Annotated in this window: 18 protein-coding genes; 10 read left to right on the forward strand and 8 right to left on the reverse strand. The window is 69.0% G+C overall.

The features are described 5' to 3' along the window. Nucleotides 1-5 precede the first annotated feature (5 nt). Entirely contained in the window at nucleotides 6-428 is a 423-nt protein-coding gene (locus U3649_RS13160; protein ID WP_407351765.1) for a universal stress protein, read from the forward strand. Nucleotides 429-570: 142 nt separating this feature from the next. On the opposite strand, the gene U3649_RS13165 is transcribed toward U3649_RS13160, so the two are convergent. Beyond that, nucleotides 571-1,056: a glutathione peroxidase gene (locus U3649_RS13165; protein ID WP_407351766.1), complete on the reverse strand. Its 486-nt coding sequence runs from the start codon at nucleotides 1,054-1,056 to the stop codon at nucleotides 571-573. A 197-nt stretch (nucleotides 1,057-1,253) separates the two neighbouring features. Here U3649_RS13165 and U3649_RS13170 point away from each other — a divergent pair, with 197 nt between their 5' ends. Then, nucleotides 1,254-1,859 carry a hypothetical protein gene (locus U3649_RS13170; protein ID WP_407351767.1) on the forward strand — a complete coding sequence of 202 codons (606 nt, stop codon included), beginning with the start codon at nucleotides 1,254-1,256 and terminating at the stop codon, nucleotides 1,857-1,859. Between the two features lie 268 nt (nucleotides 1,860-2,127). Beyond that, complete coding sequence (locus U3649_RS13175) at nucleotides 2,128-4,377, forward strand: M3 family metallopeptidase (protein WP_407351768.1); 2,250 nt, start codon at nucleotides 2,128-2,130, stop codon at nucleotides 4,375-4,377. 77 nt (nucleotides 4,378-4,454) lie between these two features. Here U3649_RS13175 and U3649_RS13180 read toward each other — a convergent pair whose 3' ends face one another. The 6 genes from U3649_RS13180 to U3649_RS13205 all read right to left on the reverse strand — a co-directional run bounded on the left by U3649_RS13180 (nucleotide 4,455) and on the right by U3649_RS13205 (nucleotide 9,832). Beyond that, nucleotides 4,455-5,768: a glycerophosphodiester phosphodiesterase family protein gene (locus U3649_RS13180; protein WP_407351769.1), complete on the reverse strand. Its 1,314-nt coding sequence runs from the start codon at nucleotides 5,766-5,768 to the stop codon at nucleotides 4,455-4,457. Nucleotides 5,769-6,114: 346 nt separating this feature from the next. Then, the gene (gene cfa / locus U3649_RS13185; protein ID WP_407351770.1) at nucleotides 6,115-7,206 is read right to left on the reverse strand and encodes a cyclopropane fatty acyl phospholipid synthase; all 1,092 of its coding nucleotides are present in this window, start codon (nucleotides 7,204-7,206) and stop codon (nucleotides 6,115-6,117) included. A gap of 92 nt (nucleotides 7,207-7,298) precedes the next feature. Then, the gene (locus tag U3649_RS13190) at nucleotides 7,299-8,135 is read right to left on the reverse strand and encodes a PdaC/SigV domain-containing protein (RefSeq protein ID WP_407351771.1); all 837 of its coding nucleotides are present in this window, start codon (nucleotides 8,133-8,135) and stop codon (nucleotides 7,299-7,301) included. A 138-nt stretch (nucleotides 8,136-8,273) separates the two neighbouring features. Continuing rightward, the gene (locus U3649_RS13195; protein ID WP_370563007.1) at nucleotides 8,274-8,483 is read right to left on the reverse strand and encodes a cold-shock protein; all 210 of its coding nucleotides are present in this window, start codon (nucleotides 8,481-8,483) and stop codon (nucleotides 8,274-8,276) included. Between the two features lie 261 nt (nucleotides 8,484-8,744). Continuing rightward, nucleotides 8,745-9,035, reverse strand: a complete 291-nt coding sequence (locus tag U3649_RS13200; protein WP_407351772.1) for a GNAT family N-acetyltransferase — start codon at nucleotides 9,033-9,035, stop codon at nucleotides 8,745-8,747. 2 nt (nucleotides 9,036-9,037) lie between these two features. Further along, nucleotides 9,038-9,832: a hypothetical protein gene (locus tag U3649_RS13205; RefSeq protein WP_407351773.1), complete on the reverse strand. Its 795-nt coding sequence runs from the start codon at nucleotides 9,830-9,832 to the stop codon at nucleotides 9,038-9,040. A gap of 216 nt (nucleotides 9,833-10,048) precedes the next feature. Here U3649_RS13205 and U3649_RS13210 point away from each other — a divergent pair, with 216 nt between their 5' ends. Further along, entirely contained in the window at nucleotides 10,049-10,225 is a 177-nt protein-coding gene (locus U3649_RS13210) for a hypothetical protein (RefSeq protein WP_407351774.1), read from the forward strand. Nucleotides 10,226-10,253: 28 nt separating this feature from the next. On the opposite strand, the gene U3649_RS13215 is transcribed toward U3649_RS13210, so the two are convergent. Continuing rightward, nucleotides 10,254-10,877, reverse strand: a complete 624-nt coding sequence (locus U3649_RS13215; RefSeq protein ID WP_407351775.1) for a rhomboid family intramembrane serine protease — start codon at nucleotides 10,875-10,877, stop codon at nucleotides 10,254-10,256. Between the two features lie 171 nt (nucleotides 10,878-11,048). Here U3649_RS13215 and U3649_RS13220 point away from each other — a divergent pair, with 171 nt between their 5' ends. From U3649_RS13220 to U3649_RS13245, 6 genes are all read left to right on the forward strand, one after another. After that, on the forward strand, nucleotides 11,049-12,833 hold the full coding sequence (locus tag U3649_RS13220; protein WP_407351776.1) for a M14 family metallopeptidase: 1,785 nt from the start codon (nucleotides 11,049-11,051) through the stop codon (nucleotides 12,831-12,833). Beyond that, nucleotides 12,830-13,684, forward strand: coding sequence for an endonuclease/exonuclease/phosphatase family protein (locus U3649_RS13225; RefSeq protein WP_407351777.1), 855 nt, complete (start codon nucleotides 12,830-12,832; stop codon nucleotides 13,682-13,684). Before U3649_RS13220 ends, U3649_RS13225 begins: the two co-directional genes overlap by 4 nt. 40 nt (nucleotides 13,685-13,724) lie before the next feature. Beyond that, nucleotides 13,725-14,186, forward strand: coding sequence for a YbaY family lipoprotein (locus tag U3649_RS13230; protein WP_407351778.1), 462 nt, complete (start codon nucleotides 13,725-13,727; stop codon nucleotides 14,184-14,186). 30 nt (nucleotides 14,187-14,216) lie between these two features. Further along, the gene (locus tag U3649_RS13235; RefSeq protein ID WP_407351779.1) at nucleotides 14,217-14,936 is read left to right on the forward strand and encodes an MliC family protein; all 720 of its coding nucleotides are present in this window, start codon (nucleotides 14,217-14,219) and stop codon (nucleotides 14,934-14,936) included. A 323-nt stretch (nucleotides 14,937-15,259) separates the two neighbouring features. After that, nucleotides 15,260-15,880 carry a TetR/AcrR family transcriptional regulator gene (locus U3649_RS13240; protein ID WP_407351780.1) on the forward strand — a complete coding sequence of 207 codons (621 nt, stop codon included), beginning with the start codon at nucleotides 15,260-15,262 and terminating at the stop codon, nucleotides 15,878-15,880. A gap of 123 nt (nucleotides 15,881-16,003) precedes the next feature. Further along, nucleotides 16,004-16,723: an ABC transporter ATP-binding protein gene (locus U3649_RS13245; RefSeq protein ID WP_407351781.1), complete on the forward strand. Its 720-nt coding sequence runs from the start codon at nucleotides 16,004-16,006 to the stop codon at nucleotides 16,721-16,723. Nucleotides 16,724-16,726 lie beyond the last annotated feature (3 nt).

Here is a 16,726-nt window from a genome sequence, read left to right on the forward strand (position 1 = left end):
AAACGATGAAGATCCTGGTCGCCGTCGACGGCAGCGACATCAGCCTGCGTGCGGTCAAGTTCGCGATCCGGCTCGGCCGGCGACTGGCCGAGCCGGCGCAGCTCGTCCTGCTCGCGGTCGATCCGCCGCTGTTTCCCGGTGTCGAAAGAAAGATCGGCGCGGCCGCCGCGCAGCGCCATCACGCCGAGAACCACGCGACCATGCTGGCTCCTGCGCGGCGGGCTCTGGCGCGGGCGAAACTGGAGGCGCGCGAATGCCTGGAGATCGGCGAGATCGCCGAAACCGTGCTCGAGGTGGCGCACAAGCCGCGCGTCGACCTGATCGTGATGGGGTCGCACGGCCGCGGCGCCGTCCAGGGGGTGCTGCTCGGCTCGGTCTCGAGCAAGGTGATCGCGCAGACCGACATCCCGGTGACGATCGTGCGCTGACGCCTACGGGATTCGTCCCGCGAAGCCACCCGCTACGGATCGGCGCGGATTGGCGCTTGCAGGTGAAAGCGGCTGCTCGTCGCCGTCGTTGCGTTATCCGCGGCCATCCGCGCCGATCCGCGACAAGTCGCCTTTGATAGGCTCATCGCGCCAAGGCGGCCTCGATGTCCGCGCGCAGCGACTCGGGCGTGTCGTTCGGCGCGTAGCGCGCGATCACCGCGCCGTCGCGCCCGACCAGGAACTTGCTGAAGTTCCACTTGATCGCGCCGATGCCGAGGAATCCGGCCTTCTGCGCCTTCAGCCACGCCCACAGCGGATGCGCACCGGCGCCGTTGACCTCGACCTTGGCGAACATCGGGAAGCTCACGTCGTACTGCAGCGAGCAGAAGTCGCGGATCTCCGCCTCGTCGCCGGGTTCCTGGTGCCCGAACTGGTCGCAGGGAAAGCCCAGCACCACCAGGCCGCGATCGCGGTATTGCCGCCACAACGCCTCCAGCCCGGCGTACTGCGGAGTGAACCCGCACTTCGAGGCGACGTTCACGACCAGCAGCGCCCTGCCCGCGTACTGCACCAGGGGCTGCTCGGCGCCATCGATGTCGACGGCGCTGAAATCGTAGGCGGTTTCCATGATCAAGATTCCTCGATTCCACGCGTTCGCCCGCAGACGCTCCGGTTCGGAGAGCGGGCCCATGCCGGCAGTCTAGGCGGTGTCCGGCCGTCGTGCATGGTCCGACGGCGATCCCCGCCAGGCGTCCCGCCCGCCCACGTCTGGGCATCGGCCGACGCAGGCGCTAGGCTGGCGCAAACCGATCCGCCGGCGATGCGATGCCACAAACCCTATCGAGCTCGGACGGCGCAGCGCTGGCGACCCTGTACGTGCACATCCGCATCCTGCTGGGCATGATCGTCGGCCTCGGCCTGACCCACCTGCTTCGCAACTTCGCCAACATCATCGAGAACCCGCGGCGCAGGCGCGTGTACTGGGTGCACCTGCTGTGGGCATTGTCGGTGTTCCTGTACCTGATCCATTTCTGGTGGTGGGAGTTCCGGCTCTCGCACCTGGTGGCGTGGAACTTCAACCTCTACCTGTTCGTCACCCTGTACGCGCTGCTGCTGTACCTGTTGTGCGCATTCGTGTTCTCCGACAGCGCGGCGGAATACCCCGACTACCGTGAGTACTTCTACGCCCGCCGGCACTGGTTCTTCGGCCTGCTGGCGCTGGTGTACGTGGTGGATCTCGCCGACACCTGGATCAAGGGCCCGGAATACTTCCATCACTTCGGCCCCGAGTACCTGGTGCGCAACGGCGCCTACATCGTCCTCAGCCTGGTCGCCATCGCCACCCGCAATCCCTGGTATCACGGCGTTTTCGTGGTCGCCGGACTGCTCTACCAGCTGTCCTGGATCGCGCGCCAGTTCGAGACGCTCTAGACCGCATCGCTCCTTCCGCCTGCCCCTGTAGGAGGGGCTTCAGCCCGACCGCGTTCGGATTGGCAGGAAATGCTTCTGCCGTTGTTTCTCTTCGCAACGCGGCGGCGCGTTCACGGTCGCCGCTGCCGGTGCGTCTGCGGGCTGAAGCCCCTCCTACAGGGCAGCGCAGTCACTTCGATGCGCTCCGGGGCCCGTGCCGATGGTCATGGGTCTGCCGGGAGTGCCTTCGGCTATGCTTGGAAATTCCGCACTGCCCAGGATTTCCACGATGAAGCACCCGCTCAGTCTCGCGCTGGCCGTCGCCCTCGCCGGGGTCGCCGCCACGCCCGTCCTCGCCCAGTCCGCGACTCCGGAGTCCGCCGTGTCCAGCGCCGAGGCCCAGCAGGCCAACCCGTTCTTCGAGCAGAGCCCGCTGCCGCTGCAGTATCCCCAGTTCGACGAGATCCGCGACGAGCACTTCGCGCCGGCCTTCGATGCGGGGATGAAGCAGAACCTCGAGGAAATCGACGCGATCGCCGGCGACCCCGAGGCCCCGACGTTCGAGAACACCATCCTCGAACTGGAGAAGTCGGGCGAGCTGCTGGGCCGGGCGACGCGGGTGTTTTTCAACCTGGTCGGCACCGACACCAACGACACGCGCAAGCAGCTGCAGGCCGACTACTCGGCGAAGTTCGCCGCGCACCGCGACGCGATCTCGCTCAACCCCGAACTGTTCGAGCGGGTGAAGACCCTGTACGAGAATCGCGCGTCCCTGGGCCTGGATGCGGAAGGCACGCGCCTGGTCGAGCGCTACTACACCGACTTCGTGCGCGCCGGCGCCGACCTGGACGAAGCACAGAAGGCGCGCCTGAAGCAGATCAACGCCGAGCTCGCCGACCTGGGCACCAAGTTCAGCCAGAACGTGCTGGCCGAGGTGAACGACTCGGCCGTGGTCGTCGACACCCGCGAGGAACTCGACGGCCTGACCGACGCGCAGATCTCCGCCGCCGCCGAGGCGGCGAAGTCGCGCGGCCACGAGGGCAAGTACGTCGTCACCCTGCTCAACACCACCGGCCAGCCGCCGCTGTCGCAACTGACCGACCGCGGCCTGCGCGAGCGCATCTTCAAGGCTTCGATTGCCCGCGGGTCGCGCGGCAACGAGTGGGACAACACCGGCATCATCGCGCAGGTGGTCAAGCTGCGCGACGAACGCGCCGAGATGCTCGGCTACCCCAACCACGCCACCTACGTGCTCGAGGACGAGACCGCCAAGACCCCGCAGGCGGTCAACGACATGCTCGGCCAGCTCGCGCCGGCGGCGGTCGCCAACGCCAAACGCGAGGCGGCCGACCTGCAGGCGATGATCGACCAGGAGCAGGCGGCCAAGGGCGAGGAAAGCTTCCAGCTCGAGCCGTGGGACTGGGCCTTCTACACCGAGAAGGTGCGCCAGGCGAAGTACGACTTCGACGAATCGCAGCTCAAGCCCTACTTCGAGATGATGAACGTGCTGGAAAACGGCGTGTTCTTCGCCGCCACCCAGCTGTACGGGATCACCTTCAAGCAGCGCACCGACCTGCCGAAATACCACCCGGACACCTGGGTGTACGACGTGTTCAACGCCGACGGCAGCCCACTGGCGATCTTCATCTTCGATCCGTACGCGCGCGACTCCAAGCGCGGCGGCGCCTGGATGAACTCCTACGTCGAGCAGTCGGAACTCGAGGACACCAAGCCGGTGGTGGCCAACCACCTCAACGTGCCCAAGCCGCAGGCCGGCGAGCCGACGCTGCTGACCTGGGACGAGGTGACCACCGCTTTCCACGAGTTCGGCCATGCGCTGCACGGCATGTTCTCGGACGTGAAGTACCCCTACTTCAGCGGGACCAGCGTGCCGCGCGACTTCGTCGAGTTTCCGTCGCAGGTCAACGAAATGTGGGCGGACTGGCCGTCGATCCTGGCGAACTACGCCAAGCATCACGAGACCGGAGAGCCGATGCCGCAGGCGCTGCTGGACAAGGTACTGGAGACGGCCAAGTTCAACCAGGGCTTCGCCACCACCGAGTACCTGGCCGCGGCCATGCTCGACCAGCGCCTGCACCAGGCCGAGGGCGAGCAGATCCCCGAGGCCGACGAAGTGGTCGCGTTCGAGGCCAATGCGCTGGCCGCCGACGGCATCGACTTCGCGCCGGTACCGCCGCGCTACCGCCTGCCCTACTTCAGCCACATCATGGGCGGCTATTCGGCCGGCTACTACGCCTACATCTGGTCCGAGGTGCTCGACGCCAACACGGTCAAGTGGATCGAGGAGAACGGCGGCCTGAGCCGCGCCAACGGCGACCGCTTCCGCGCCACCCTGCTCTCGCAAGGCGGCAGCAAGGACGCGCTGCAGCTGTTCCGCGACTTCTCCGGCGCCGATCCCGACATCGGGCCGCTGCTGGAGAAGCGCGGCCTGACGCCGACGCCGGACGACAGCGCACCGCCGTCGACCCCGGAGGTCACGCCGCCGTCGGGCCCCGACGTCACGCCGACCGGCGAATAGTTGAAGCGAGGAACGGGTGGCGAGGAACGAGAAACGAGTCGAAGCGCTCACTCGTTCCTCGTTTCTCGTTTCCCGTCCTAAAGCGGATCGGCCAGGTCCAGGAAGATCTCGCGCGCGGCCACGCCCAGGTCCGGCTGGTCGATGAAGAAGCCGTCCACGCCGAGCGCGTACCACTGCACCGCCTCGCCGACGACCGACTGCGGCACGCCGTTGGGCGCCTGGGTGAGGAACGGCTCCTCGGCACGCAGGGTGTACGGATGGACCTTCAGGCCCGCGGCCAGGGCGTGCCCGAGCATCGGATGCACGTGGCCGGTGTTGCGGGAGGCCAGCAGGGCACGGCCGTCGCCGTCGACGTCGACCGGCGGGTCGAGCGGCTCGCGCAACACCAGGTCGTTCTTCCACGGACCGATGCCGCTGGCGTAGTGCGCCTGCATCCATTCCAGCACCGGCTGCGTGGCCAGCGCGCCGTAGCGGGTATCGGCGCCGATGCCGCCTTCCACCAGCGCGGCCAGATCGCCGTACACCGCCGTCGGCTCGGTGCCTTGCGCGGCGTTGTAGGCCATGTCGTAGGGCGTGGCCGCCTCGAAGTCGCTGTACAGCTGCACCAGCGGCAGTTCGACCCCGGCCGCGGGCATGATCCGCGTCTTCAGCTGCAGCAGGTTCTCGACCTCGAAGCTCTGGATGTAGACCCGCTTCGGGTCGGTGAAGCCTTCCGCAACCAGCGTCTCGACCAGCTTCGCGCCCAGCGAGATCCCGATCGGTTCGCCATCCAGGCGTCGCCCTTCGTGGGCGAAGTAGGTCGGGTGCTTGGTTTCCGGATAGACGCCGATGATGCGCCCGGGCCGGCTTTCCCGCTTCGCCAGCCGCACCACCTCGGCGAAGGTGGGCACCTGATAGCGGCCGTCGTAACGGGCATTGCGGGGGCGGACCTCCGGGATCCGCTCGCGCGCACGCAGCGTGCGGATCTCGGCCAGGGTGAAGTCCTCGGTGAACCAGCCGGTGACCGGCACGCCGTCGACGACCTTGGTGGTCCGGCGCTCGGCGAACTCCGGGCGTTCGGCGACGTCGGTGGTGCCGGAGATCTCGTTCTCGTGGCGGGCGATCAGCACGCCGTCGCGGGTGGCGACCAGATCCGGCTCGATGAAGTCGGCGCCCTGGCGGATCGCCAGCCGGTAGGCCTCGAGCGTGTGCTCCGGGCGGTAGCCGCTCGCCCCGCGGTGGGCGATGACGATCAGTCCGTGGCGTTCGCGGTGCGGCCGCGCGTGCTCGGCGCCGGCGCTCACCGAGGCTTCCTGTGCATAGGCGCCGAGGCTGCAGGCCGAGACCAGCAGCGCGGCGAGTGCGGGGGCGAATCTTTGCAGACCGAAACGATGCAGGAACTGCGGGTACATGGCGTCGTGCCTCCTGGATGGGGGATGCGCCGGCGCCCCCTGCCACGCCCGGCGCCCACAGCGTCGCCGCTCCAGGTTGCGGCGCGTTGACGATCGCGGGACGAAAGCGGACTGCGGCCGCACCCGTGACGCAACGCCCGTCGCAGATCGTCAAACGCCACCGATGGCCATGAGGCGGCGGTCAGCATTCGGCTGGGCCGTCGGGGCGGCCTTCCGGGCGGATTTCGAGTCGCTCCCCGATACTCGCTTGGTCGAAATCCACCCGGAAGGCCGCTGGAGGCCACGCGGGCGAATGCCGACCGCATCGTTCGCGGCACCGTCCGGATTCGCGGCGATCCGCAGGGACTCAGCGCGGCGCCACGTAGCCGCCGGCCAAGCCCTCGGGCGAGAGCACGATCTGCCACAGCTGGATGCGCCGGGCGCGGAAACTGGCCATCGAGCCGGCCAGGTAGAACCGCCACATGCGCCGGAAGCGCTCGTCGTAGCGCGAGGGCAGCCGTGGCCAGGCCGCTTCCACATTGTCGCGCCAGGCCTGCAGGGTGCGGTCGTAGTCGGTGCCGAAGTTGTGCCAGTCCTCGATCACGAAGCGCCGTTCCGACGCCTGCGCGATCTGCGCCGCCGACGGCAGCATCGAGTTCGGGAAGATGTAGCGCGCGATCCACGGATCGGTGCGGCGGCGCGAGACATTGCTGCCGATGGTGTGCAGCAGGAACAGCCCGTCGGCCCCCAGGCAGCGCCGGGCGACGTCGAAATAGGTCCGGTAGTTCTTCGCGCCGACGTGCTCGAACATGCCGATCGAGACGATCCGGTCGAACCGCTCGTCGAGCTCGCGGTAGTCCTGCAGCCGGATCTCGACCGGCAGCCCGGTGCACAGCTGCCGGGCGTAGTCCGCCTGCTCGCGCGAGATCGTCACCCCGACGCCGGATACGCCGTAGCGTTCGGCGGCGTACTTGAGCATCTCGCCCCAGCCGCAGCCGATGTCGAGCAGGCGCATGCCCGGCCGCAGGCCGAGCTTGCGGCAGCACAGGTCGAGCTTGGCCTCCTGCGCCGCGTCCAGGTCGTCCGCCCGGCGCCAGTAGCCGCAGCTGTAGACCAGGCGCCGCCCGAGCATGGCGGCGTAGAGGTCGTTGCCGAGGTCGTAGTGGCGCTCGCCGACGACATAGCTGCGGTGGCCGCGCTGCAGGTTGAACAGGTGCGCGCGCACGCCGTCGAGCAGCTCGCCGATGCCGTGGACGCGCTCGTCCAGGCGCGCCCGGATCAGGCGCAGCAGCAGCCCGTCGAGCGACGCGGTGTCCCACCACCCGTCCATGTAGCTTTCGCCGAGGCCGAGCGAGCCCTGCGCGAGCGCCCGCGCGTGGAAGCGCTCGTCGTGTACCTGCAGATCCCATTCGCGCGTACCGCCGATACGGATGTCGGCGTCCGCGAGCAGCGTCTGCATACGCCGCCGAAGTCGGTCGCTGCTGAGCATGTTGCCGCCGCCGGAGTTCGTTCCCTGCCGTCCCGGCAGTGTAACGCCGCAGGCCGGCGCATTCAGCCTTTGACGAACAGGTCCCGCAGCGACGCCGTCAGGTACGGCGCCAGGATCTCGGCGGGCACCACCACGCGGCGCGTGCCGTCGACGTACGGACCGACCTGGTAGGGCGGAAACACGAAGCGCAGCGCGCGGATACGGCCGTCGACGCCCATCACCGGCTCGAAGTGCTCGAAATTCCCGGGATCGGGGCCCGAGCCTTCGTCGATCATCCGGCCCGCCGCGCGGATCGTCTGCGAGCGCTCGGCCGGCTGCAGTTCTTCGGCGTCCACCCGGGTCGACAGCTCGGCGTGCAGCTGCTCGCGAACGTAGTCCGACACCGCCTGCCAGCCCGCCTGATCGCCGAACAGGTCCTGCGCGCGCAACAGCCGCTCCTGCCGCGGCAGCCACACGAACCGCGCCACCAGCGGGTTGCCATGGGCGCCGCCGGTGTAGCTGCTGCCATCGGCCGCGACGGCGACCACCCGCGGCGTGTTCGCGACCATGCTGAACTCCAGCGACAGGTCGTAGGGCACCGACGGGGTCCCCTCGCCCATGCTCGCCACCGCCTCGAGCAATTCCTCCCGCGCGGCCTGGGCATAGCGGTGGAGCTCGGCGGCCAGGCCGGGATACTGCTTCGCCTCGGGCGGATAGCTGATGCCGATGACGTAGCGCGGGTCGTGCTCGATCACGTCCTCCAGGTCCGGCGCCGCATCGGCGGACGGCTGCGACGCATCCGGAGAATCGGCCGCCCCCTGCGGTGCCGCAGGGTCCTGCCGCGGTTGCGGCACCTCGGCCTCGCGCTGGCAGGCGCCCAAGGCCAGCACCAGCAGCCCACAGATCAATCCTCGCTTCATCGCCGACTCCTTTCCCCGGTCGCGGACACTTTGCAGCGGCTGGAGCATAGCGCCGGCCACGTGATGGAGAAATGCAAGGCCGGCAAAGAAAAACCCGGCCGAAGCCGGGTTTTTCGATAGATCCGGTATGGGCCGGAATTACATCGGCTCGACTTCGTCGGCCTGCAGGCCCTTCTGGCCCTGGACGACCTTGAAGGAAACCTTCTGGCCTTCCTGCAGCGACTTGAAGCCCGAACCCACGATCGAGCGGAAGTGGACGAACACGTCCTGGCCGCTCTCGGGGGTGATGAAACCGAAGCCCTTGGCGTCATTGAACCACTTGACGGTACCGGTTTGACGATCAGACATTGCTGTTACTCCTTGAAACACAGTTTGGATTGGGACACGACCCGCACACCGCGGCGCCGAGACTGTCGAGCAAGGGGTAACGCGAAAGCGATGGAGCGGATCGTCCCGACCGGCAAGCGCCGACCGTACAGCCTTTGATCTACCGCATCGGAGCCACGATGTACCGTGATCCCGGCTTTGAACAGTCCGCGCACCATACCCTACTTCCGGGCGCAAGTGTGAACAAGCTTGCACGGCGGAGCGTTCCGGTATACGGGCCGATCAGGCCCGCAGCCCGGCATGCTCCGGATGGCGGTCGATGTAGGCCGCGGCGTAGGAGCAGCGCGGGTCGACCCTGAGCCCCTGCGCCCGCGCATGCTGCAGCGCCGCATCGACCAGGCGACCTGCGATCCCGCGACCGCCCACGGCCGCCGGCACCAGGGTGGACAGGATCGTCATGATCCCGTCCTGCAGGCCATAGGCCAGCTGTGCCCGGTGCCCCTCGACCTCGACTTCGAACAGGCCGCGCCGGGAATCGTGGTGGATCGCGGGCGCCGCGCCGGCATCGGCCATGTTCAATCCTCCGAGGAGCCGCGGTGGTCGCGCTTGCCCTGGTTGAGCCGGTCGCGCGTGCTGATGCTGCCCTGGATCGCCGGCAGGCGGCTCTCGCCGGCATGCAGGTCTTCGGCGCGCCGCGCGGCGTCGGAGGATTGGAAGCCGGTCTCCGGGGCCGGCCCGCCCTGCCCGTCCGCCGACTGCCACGGCTTCGGCTGCCGGGCCTGCTCCTGCTTGGCTTCCAGCAGCGCGCGGGTATTGGCGAGCGCCTTCTGCGGGGTGATTCCACGCTTGCGGGCGGTCTTCTTCGCGGGTCTGGCGGCGGCCTTCTTCGCGGTCTTCGCCGTGCCCTTCTTCGCGGCCTTCGCTGCGCCCTTCTTCGCGGTCGTTGCCGCGGTCTTCTTCTTCGCGGCCGGCTTCGCTGCCACCCGTTTGGCCGGCGTCTTCGATGCCGCCTTCCTCCCGGCGGCGCGTCCGGTCGCTGCCTTGCCGGCCCAGGCCGACGCCGCCCCGGCCTTGCGCGCCTGCTTCAGCTGTGCCTCGAACCGCTTCAGGATGTCCGCCAGCAACTCCGCCTTGTCCTTGCTGCGCTGGTTGTCGGCAGCGCCGCGTTTGCCGCCCGTGCGCCCGCGTGCGGCCAGCTTCTGCCGCTGCACGAGGTCGCGGGCGCGGTCGCGCGCCTTGCGGGTACGCTCGATGCGCCTGCCGAGCTCGGGCTCTCCGAGCCGCCGCAAGGCGTTGGCACGGCTGTCGTCGTACAGGCCCATTTCGGTCTTGTTGAGCAGGCCGGTGGCCTTGGCGCGGGTGATCGCCATCGTGTCTCCCTCGAGTCGTCCGGATGTCGTGGCCGGGGATAGCACAGCCGGGATTCATTCGCGGTGAGGGCGCCGCCGTGTTCGTGTCAGATGCGGCCCGAAACCGCGGGGCAGGTGACGCGGATCGTCAGCGGATCCGCAGAAGTGCTTGCCGGCTCGCTGGCACGCTTGATGCGTCCGGCCTGCACAACATCCAGGCGCGACGGGAGCCGGGACATGCACATGCCCGAACATGCAGGCGAACACGAAGCGGTCGACCGCCTCTACCAGCTCGCAAGCCAGGGAGAGACTGGAAGCAGCGAATATCTCCGGCTCGACCGGCTGATCTACGGTGGCTTGGTCAGGACCTACGGCCGCGCGGAAGACGACCCGCGCCGTCCGGCGGCCGCCTGACGCACCCGCAGGCGGGTACCCGGACCGGTCACGAGCCGAACGAAGGCTCGGCCAGCCGCTGCAGGAAGGTCGTGGCCACCCGCGGCTCCATCATCACCGTGAACAGCATGCCGTAGGCGGCGCCCCACAGGTGCGCGCTGTGGTTGACGTTGTCGCCGCCGCGCCGATCCATCCAGATGCTGTAGCCGATGTAGAACAGCGCGAACACGAACGCCGGGATTCCGATCGGGATCAGGAACAGGTAGATGGGCGCCCACGGCGCCAGCAGGATGAACGCGAACAGCACCGCCGAGACCGCGCCGGAGGCGCCGAGGCTGCGGTAGTGCGCGTCGCGCTGGTGGCGCATGTAGGTCGGCAGGATCGCGACCACGATCGCCGAGAGATAGAACGCCAGGTACCCGAGCCAGCCGATTCGCTCGGCGAAGAACTGCTCCATCACGCTGCCGAAGAAGTACAGCGTGATCATGTTGAACAGCAGGTGCATCCAGTCGGCGTGGATGAAGCCGTGGGTGACCAGCCGCTCGTACTGGTGGTGGCGGTCGATCGCCGGCGGCCACAGGATCAGCCGCCCCAGCAGCTGCGGATTGTTGAATGCCTGCCACGACACCAGCGTGGTGACGCCGATGATGGCCAGGGTGACGATCGATTCCATCCTTTCTCCAGATGCCGATTGCGGCAGGGACCGTTGCCGGATGCCCGTGACGGGCGCGGAGAGCGAAGCCTAGCGCATCCGAGCGGACGCGCGCCGTCCAGCTCGGCAGACGGACTGCAGCCGGACGCGCAAACGGGCATCATTGGCGCATTCCGATCACGCTCCGGTGCAATGAACCGTCTTATGCTCGCTGCCGCGCTGCTGCCTTGCCTGCTCTCCGCCATGCCCGCCTCCGCGTCCACCGCTCCCGATCCCGCGCTCGTCACCGTTTCCGAGCGCAGCGGCTTCGAGCGCACCGGCCGCTACGACGAGGTGATCGCGTTGTGCGAGGCCTTCGCCAAGGCCTACCCGGACGCGGTGCGTTGCTTCGATTTCGGCACCTCGCCGGAAGGCCGGCCGATGAAGGCGCTCGCCGTCTCGCGCAGCGGCGCGTTGACGCCAGGGGACGCGCGCGAGCGCGGCCTGCCGGTGGTGCTGATGCAGGGCGGCATCCACGCCGGCGAGATCGACGGCAAGGACGCCGGCTTCCTGGCCCTGCGCCAGGCGCTCGACGGCCAGGCCGCGCCCGGTGCGCTGGAACGGCTGGTCTGGGTGTTCGTGCCGGTGTTCAGCGTCGACGGCCATGAGCGCTTCGGCGCCTGGAACCGCCCCAACCAGCGCGGCCCCGAGGAGATGGGCTGGCGCACCACCGCGCAGAACTACAACCTCAACCGCGACTACGCCAAGGCCGACGCGCCGGAAATGCAGGCGATGCTGCGCCTGGTGAACGACTGGGATCCGATCGCCACCATCGACCTGCACGTCACCAACGGCGCCAAGTTCGAGCACGACATCGCCATCCAGGTCGAGCCGCTGTACTCCGGAGACCGGGCGCTGCGGGAGACCGGGCGCGCGCTGCGCGACGGGGTGATCGACGACCTCGCCAAGCAGGGATCGCTGCCGCTGCCGTTCTACCCCTCGCTGGTCGAATACGACAACCCGGCGTCCGGCTTCGAGGACGGGGTCTCGCCGCCGCGGTTCTCCACCGGTTATTTCCCGCTGCGCAACCGCCTCGCCATGCTGGTCGAGACGCACTCGTGGAAGGACTACCCGCACCGGGTACGGATCACCCGCAACACCGTGGTTTCGGTGCTGGAGCGTACGGCCCGTGACGGCCGCGAGTGGCTACGCCTGGCGCGCGAGGCGGACGCGCGCGCCGCGCGGCTGGCCGGCCAACCCGTGCCGCTCGACTACAAGGCCACCGACGCCAGCCGCACGATCGAGTTCCGCGGCTATGCGTACACGCGCGAGCCGTCGGAGATCTCCGGCGCACTGATGACCCGCTACGACGAAACCACGCCGCAGGTCTGGACGGTGCCGCTGCGCGACGAGGTGGTGCCGGACCGCAGCGTTACGGCCCCTGGCGCGGGCTATCTGGTGCCCCCGGCGCATGCCGCGTGGATCGCGGAGAAACTGGACGTGCACGGCATCGACTACACCCGGATCGCGCGCGCCCTGCCCCGGGCCGACGTCCAGACCTTCCGCGCCGACAGTACGGCGCTGGCGGCCACCACGGTCGAGGGTCACCAGATGCTGACGCTCGAAGGCGAGTGGAAGGCCGAGCCGCGCGACGTGCCCGCCGGCGCCCTGTTCGTGCCGATCGCGCAGCCGAAGGCGCGCCTGGTGACGGCGCTGCTGGAGCCGCAGGCGCCCGATTCCTTCGCCGCCTGGGGATTCTTCAACAACCATTTCGAGCGCAAGGAATACATGGAAGCCTACGTCGCCGAAGAGGTGGCGCGCGAAATGCTGGCCGCCGACCCGCAGCTGAAGGCGGAGTTCGAGCGCCGCCTGCGCGGGGACGCCGGCTTCGCCGACAGCCCGCGCGCGCGGCTGGACTTCTTCTATCGGCGCCACAGCGCCTGGGACGAGCGCCACAATCTCTATCCCGTCTACCGGACGGAGCACGCGCCGCGATGATCCGCGCCCTCACCCGCCTGCTGCCCGCCGTCGCGACGCTCGTGCTGCTGGGCGCCTGCGCGACCGGCGCGGCACCTGCGCCGGATGCGGCCGCGGACGGCGGCGGCGCGACCCTCAGCGTCGTCACCCTCAACATCTACCACGACCGCGACGGTTGGGAGCGGCGCCGCCCGCTGGTGATCGAGGGCCTGCGCGCGCTGCGGCCGGACGTGATCGGCCTGCAGGAAGTGCTGCAGCACGGGACCTTGCGCAACCAGGCCGCGGACATCGCCGACGCGCTGGGCTACGACTTCCATTTCGTGTCCACGGCGCCGGAAGGCGAGGTCGAGCGCTACGGCAACGCGATCCTCACCCGGCACCCGATCCTCGAGCGCAGCGAGCGCCGGCTGCGGCCGCTCGAGGACTCGCGCACGGTGGCGCACGTGCGCATCGCGTTCGACGGCAGGCCGATCGACATCTACGACACCCACCTGCACCACACCGCGGAAGGCGGCGCGATGCGCGCCGAGCAGCTCGCCGACGTGCTGGCGCATATCGACGGGAACGACGACGGCACGCCGATGGTGCTGATGGGCGACTTCAACGCCGGGGCCGGCAGTCCGGAGCTGCAGCGGCTGGCCGGGCGCTATGTCGATGCGTTCGGCAGCACCCATCCCGGCGACGACGTCACCACGCTCAACCCGCACTACTTCCCGGACCGGCACGAACGCATCGATCACGTCTTCGTGCCCGGCGACCGCTTCGAGGTGCTGGAATCGCGCCGCGTGCTGGATCGGCCCGACGCCGACGGCATCTGGCCCAGCGACCATTTCGGCATCCTGGCGCGGCTTCGCCTCTCGCCCGCACGCTGACCCTCCCCCCCATGCTCACCTGCACCCAAGGAACCATCCGATGCATGTCCGCCTCACCGCCGCCGCTGCCGCATGCGGCCTGGCCGTGGCCGTCGGCGCCTGCCAATCACTGTCCTCCGGCCCGCGCGTCGACAGCGACGCGATCGCCGAAGCGGCAGGGCCCGGCCGCACCATGATCCACGGCAGCGCCACGTACTTCGAAAAAATGCTGATGCCGATCGACTCGGTGCTGTCGGTACGGCTGGTCGACCGCGATGCCGCGCCGGACAGCAAGCAGGCGATCCTCGCCGAGGCCGCCTTCAGCGATATCGCCGGCCCGCCCTACGCGTTCGTCCTTCCCTACGACCCGGACCGCCTGAAGGATGATGGCCGCTATGGCATCACCGCCAGTCTGACCACGCCGCAGGGGGAGACCTTCTTCGCCACCGCCGAACCGGTCCCGTTCGAACCCGGCGATCCCGGGAAGATCGAATTCAGGATGATGCGCCTGCCGACTCCCTGAGCCGACCCTTCGCAGACGGAGCTTGCCTCCATGAACATCGTTTCGAGCGCAACACTGGCCGCCGTCCTCGCAGCAAGCCTGTGCGCATGCCAACAGCGGCCGGATGCCGCAGCCCCCGATCGCGAGGCTGCTTCCGCCATAGATACCGACGACGGCGAGGCCATCGCTCCGCCATCCGATGCACCGGCCAGCCGCAGCTTCCGCTGCGAGGAGATCCTGGTCGCCAGCCGCGTCGACGCCGACGGCGGGCCGCTCACGCTTTCCCTGTCCGGACGCCGGCTGGTGCTCGCACCGGAGGAGTCCGCATCCGGAACCAGCTACGCCGACGGGCAAGGCAACCGATTCCGGTTCGGCGGCGATACGGCGACGCTCACCCTGCACGGCGATCCGGCCCGCACGTGCATGCCGACCACCCAGGTCTCGCCCTGGGACGCCGCCGCCGCGCGCGGCGTCCGCTTCCGCGCGATCGGCCAGGAACCCGGCTGGCTGCTCGAAGTCGGCGACGGCGATCGACCGACGCTCACCGCGCAGCTGGACTACGGCGAACGCTTCATCGAAGTGGAAAACGCCCGGCGCCGGCCCGACGGCGACGGCTTCGAGGGAACGACCACCGACGGCACCGCCGTGCGGCTCGACATCGAACGCCAGGCATGCGCCGATCCGATGAGCGGCGAGCCTTTCGAGGCGAGCGTGCGGCTGCGGGTCGGCGACCGTCGCTACGCCGGCTGCGGCGCGTTCCTGGACGACTGATCGCGGGTCGCGCAAACCGGTCGCCACGCGATCGAAGCGGTCCCCGCAGATCCGCACGCGGACACCGGTGCCGACAGGACAAGCCCCAATGTGGGAGCGACGGAAGTCGCGACCCCACGATGCATCGACATGCACGCCCGCTTCCGCTACTTCCGCCGCCCCCGCGCAGACCAATGCGCGCGGGTAACGCCGCCACCGGGCCGCGCATGCGCATTCTTCGCAGCCTTTCTTGACATCGCCGCAGCCTCGATGCAGGATCAGACCAACCGGTCCAACCAATAAGTTTTACCGGTCGGTCTTACCCTCCCCGCCGGGGCGTCCACATGCCGCGACCGAGATTCCTCAAGCTCGACGAAACCCGCCGCGAACAGGTGCTGGAAACGGCCGGCGAGGAGTTCGCGGCGCACGGCTACGACCAGGCCTCGCTCAACCGCATCATCGAGCGCCTGGGCCTGAGCAAGGGCCAGTTCTACTACTACTTCGACGACAAGATCGACCTGTTCCAGGCGGTGATGGACTGGGCCTGGGCGCTCGGCGTGCCGGAGGAGATCGGCGACTTCAGCCACCTGCAGGCCGACACCTTCTGGCCGACGCTGGAACGCCTGTCCGAGCGTTCGCGGGCGCTGTTGCGCGAACGCCCGTGGTACGTCGGCGTCTGGCGCCCGCTCTACCACCCGCCCGCGGACGAACGCGCGCAGCGGATCGCGCAGGAGAAGATCGAACAGATCAACGCGATCCGGCGCACCTTCATGCGCCACGGCCAGAAGATCGGCTGCATCCGCAGCGACATGCCCGAGGACCTGCTGCTGGCCGCGATCTTCGGCCTGCGCGGCGCGCTCGACCGCTGGTTCGTCGATCACTGGGACGAGCTGTCGGCCGAGCAGAAGGACACCCTGCCCCGGCTGATGCTCGACATGTTCCGGCGCATGTTCGAGCCGACCTGACATGCGCCCGCACCGGCATCGCCCCGCCGTAGAGCGGAGCTTGCTCCGCTCTACAGGGGCCGGGGGGCGGCGAAGGAACGCGGACACCACCGGCAACCAAGGCGCTCCCGGACAAGGCCACCCATGACCCGCGACGACGCGCCGGCGGTCTTCGAGGTCGAGGGCCTCAACAAGGTCTACACCATGGGCGAGGTCCGGGTGCAGGCGCTCGACGACGTCGATCTGCGCCTGCGCGACGGCGACTTCGTGGTGCTGCTGGGCGCCTCCGGTTCCGGCAAGTCGACCCTGCTCAACCTGCTCGGCGGCCTCGACACGCCGAGCAGCGGACGGATCCGCTACCGCGGCGACGAACTCGACGCCGGCGACGAGGCGGCGCTGACCCGCTACCGCCGCCACCACGTCGGCTTCGTCTTCCAGTTCTACAACCTGATCCCGAGCCTCACCGCGCGCGAGAACGTGGCGCTGGTGACCGAGATCGTCGACGACCCGCTGTCGCCGGAGGAAGCGCTGGCGCTGGTCGACCTCGAACACCGGCTCGATCATTTCCCCTCGCAGCTGTCGGGCGGCGAACAGCAGCGCGTGGCGATCGCGCGCGCGGTCGCCAAGCGGCCGGCGGTGCTGCTGTGCGACGAACCCACCGGCGCGCTCGACCTCTCCACCGGCGTGGTGGTGCTCGAGGCGCTGGCGCAGGTCAACACCGAAATGGGGACCACCACGCTCGTGATCACCCACAACGCCTCGATCGCCGACATGGCCGACGTGGTGCTGCGCATGGCCGACGGCCGCATCGTCTCCAGCGAGCGCAATGCGCACAAGCGCTCGCCCGACGAACTGGAATGGTGACGG

The organism is Luteimonas sp. R10, assembly GCF_045689605.1.
Lineage (GTDB): Bacteria > Pseudomonadota > Gammaproteobacteria > Xanthomonadales > Xanthomonadaceae > Luteimonas.